3 protein-coding genes are annotated in these 3186 nt (G+C 59.2%); all 3 read right to left on the minus strand.

The window, feature by feature from the left end:
• A partial coding sequence (locus QJT78_RS49715; protein ID WP_281460810.1) for a DEAD/DEAH box helicase occupies nucleotides 1-2372 on the minus strand: 2372 nt, incomplete at its 3' end.
• An 87-nt stretch (nucleotides 2373-2459) separates the two neighbouring features.
• Nucleotides 2460-2837 (minus strand): hypothetical protein, encoded by a 378-nt coding sequence (locus QJT78_RS49720; RefSeq protein ID WP_018273921.1) that lies wholly within the window; start codon nucleotides 2835-2837, stop codon nucleotides 2460-2462.
• Nucleotides 2838-2846: 9 nt separating this feature from the next.
• The coding region (locus QJT78_RS49725) for an ATP-binding domain-containing protein (RefSeq protein ID WP_281460811.1) at nucleotides 2847-3186 on the minus strand (340 nt) is incomplete at its 5' end.

The following is a 3186-nucleotide window of genomic DNA, read 5'->3' on the forward strand; positions in this document are numbered from 1 at the left end:
AAGAACGGGACGTCTTCGTCTTCCTGAAATTGGCGCACCAGGCCCTTGCGCTTCTTAACCTCTGTCTCACCATGCAGGACGAGGCCGGGCCTTCCGAATACGGAGCCCAGGAACGCCACTAGTGGCGCCGTTGTCTCCTTGAACTGGGTGAAGATAAGTGCCTTCTCCTGCCGGGCGGCAACCACTTCCGCGATGTCGCGCAGACGCACAAGCTTACCGCTATCCTCCTCATTCCACGCACCGTCGCCGAGCCACTGTGATGGATGGTTGCAGATCTGCTTCAAACGCATGAGAAAAGCTAGGACGATGCCTCTCCGCTTTATTCCATCGACATCTTCGAGATGGCCGGCCAGTTCCGCCACTGCTTGCTGATAAAGCGCCGCCTGCTTGCGGCTCAAGGGGCAGAAGGTTTTCACCTCGGTCTTGTCGGGCAGGTCGGCAATGATGCTCTTGTCGGTCTTCAGCCGTCGCAGGACATAGGGGCGCACCAGTTCGCGGAGCGGACCGTAAGGGTTATGTGGCCGGTCGGAGAGGCGTTTGACGAATGCCGAAAACTCCTTCGACGATCCCAACAGGCCAGGATTGATGAAGTCGAAGATCGACCATAGGTCGCCGAGCCGATTCTCGATGGGCGTGCCGGTCAGCGCAATGCGCATTTCTGCCTTGAGCCTCTTGACCGATTTTGTCTGCTTAGCGCCCGGGTTCTTGATGGCCTGTGCTTCATCGAGCACCACAAACCGCCATGATGTAGTTTCTAGCCAAGGCGTACGCGTCAGAAAGCCGTAGCTCGTGATTACGAGATCGACATCTGCGCATCTGTCCGCACTGTAAGTGTTCAGTTTCTCGGACGGCGCAGCCGATGGATGGACCACGACTGTTTTCAAGCTTGGCGCAAATCGGGAAATCTCGGCGGCCCAATTGGCTAACAACGAGGCGGGGGCTACGAGCAGGCACGGTTTCCGTGCCATGTCCTCATTCTTGATCACCAGCAGCAGCGACAACACCTGGATGGTTTTGCCGAGCCCCATATCGTCGGCAAGGCAAGCCCCAAGCTTGAGCTGCGTTAGCAGATAGAGCCATTGCACACCCGACTGCTGATAGGGTCGCAGCGTACCCTGAAAATATTGACCGGGGTCGACCCGCATGAGCCAATCGGGATGGCGCAAGGTCGCCAGCGTCTCCGCCAGCCAGGGGCCGGCAACGGTCTGGCTCCAATCGATGTCGGCTGGTGCGGCAGTTTTATCTCCGGCAATGCCAGCCCCAGCCAGCAGACGCATCGCCTCACCGAACGAAAGACCCTCGGCGGCGGCACGGCGCTCGATGGCCTCAAATTGCTCGAGTGTGCGATGCAGTCGTTCATGATCGACCTCGACCCACTTGCCACGGATTAAGGTCAATCCATCGGAATGCGCCAGGAGTCGCTTGATCTCGGCCTTCGAGAGGCTTTCGCCCTCGAGCGTCACCTCCATTCGGAAGTCGAGCAGCGCGTCCATCCCCAGCTGTGATGGCGCATTGCCCCCGACCGTTGCTTTCACTTGCGGGCGTGCGGGGTGGTTCATGCGCCAACTCGCCGGCATTCGCACGACCACCCCGGCGCTTTCGATTGCGGGAACATCCTTCAGGAATTGCAGCGCCTGTTGTGGGCTCCAGCGCAGCGGGTGAAAGATATCGCCGGCATTGACCAACGTCTTCAACCAAGGGCTCCTCTCGGCGGCGCGCTGGACGGGCATCAGCAGCGAGAGCAGGCGTTGGCGGTTCCTCGCACCGGAATACTCCTGCAAGGCTTTGCCAAGCGGCAGATGCTGGGCCTTGGCCTCAGCAGAGAGTCGGGTGGTGTAGGTCGCAAGAAACGCGAACGGGGCTTCATCGTCCTTCCGGTTCTCCGCGAGGTTGAAATGAACGCGCCCAACCAAATTCCAAGCCGGATGACGGCTCTTGAGGAACTCCTGCAGGGAGAGCTTGGCTTGCACCAACTCGGCATCAAAGGCCGCATCCATACCTTGCCAAAGATTGGCCAGGACAGACGTCGTCAGGTATTCCGCGCCGGTCATCGGCGGAACAGCCGCTGCCATCGTGTCCAACTCGCCATCGGCGGGGATCGGCACAGGCGGCTTGGTACGGCCGTCTCCAACACTAGGAAGCGCGCACAGCGCAGTCATGTAGCGCATTCCAAGCGCTCGCCAATACGACAACACCGGTGGGAGAACCGTCGCGACTTCGTCGGCGCCGAGCCACAACAATCCGTGCCCTGAGCCACGTAAAAATGCTTTCTCCAGCCGCAAGCCCTGATTGAGCTCCAACGCAGGAGCTTGCGCCGTTTGTCGCAGTGTCAGCAAACCATGCGGGGTAAGAACGGGTTCCAGCGTCATCATGACGGTGAGACCTTATGATCCCACCGGAAATGTCCGCGATTTTGGGGGTGAGCCGCGCGCCACATCGAGATGTAATTCGCCATTCTGTCACGAAGTACCGAGCATGGGCGCGGTCAGCAACTCCTTGACCCGCATGAACTGCTGAACGCACTCCGCGACTGCGGCCGGACTCTCCGGCAGAAGATCATCCTCCTCCAAAACATCGACATTCCTTTCGTTTTGCGAACGCTCGATTTGCGCCAACTGTGCGCCGATCTCATCCGGCGCGAACATGCGTCTCACCTCGGAAACAAACCGCGGCAGTTCCCGCGCGAAGTCGGGATGTCTGGAGGCAGTACTGGTAAAACTCATCAACTTCTCACCGACAAGGTAGTCGAAGGCCGCCGTGAGCCCGAATCGCGCCTTGATCGTTTGAGCCGCTTCGCACTGTTCGATCCAAATCTTATGCGCTTTGCCCGCATTCATAGTCGGCCCTCATCTTGTCGGCATCGATGCTATTCTTGACGCCAGCCACTCGTTCAATTTCGACCACCTTCGCCGCCCGGAAACGTTGCGAACCGCGATGGCAACGGCTTTCTTCTGACCGACCAGCACGACCAGCTTCTTGCCCCGGGTGACGCCGGTATAGAGCAGGTTTCGTTGCAGCATGGTGTAGTGCTGCGTCATCACCGGGATCACTACGGCAGGGTATTCCGAACCCTGGCTCTTATGGATAGTTGCTGCGTAAGCCGGCACCAGCGTGTCGAGCTCGCCAAACTCATAAATGACCGAGCGGCCGTCGAAGCTTGCGGTGAGTTCGCTGTCTTCGGAACTG

The organism is Bradyrhizobium sp. Mp27, assembly GCF_029953005.1.
Classification (GTDB): Bacteria; Pseudomonadota; Alphaproteobacteria; order Rhizobiales; family Xanthobacteraceae; genus Bradyrhizobium; species Bradyrhizobium barranii.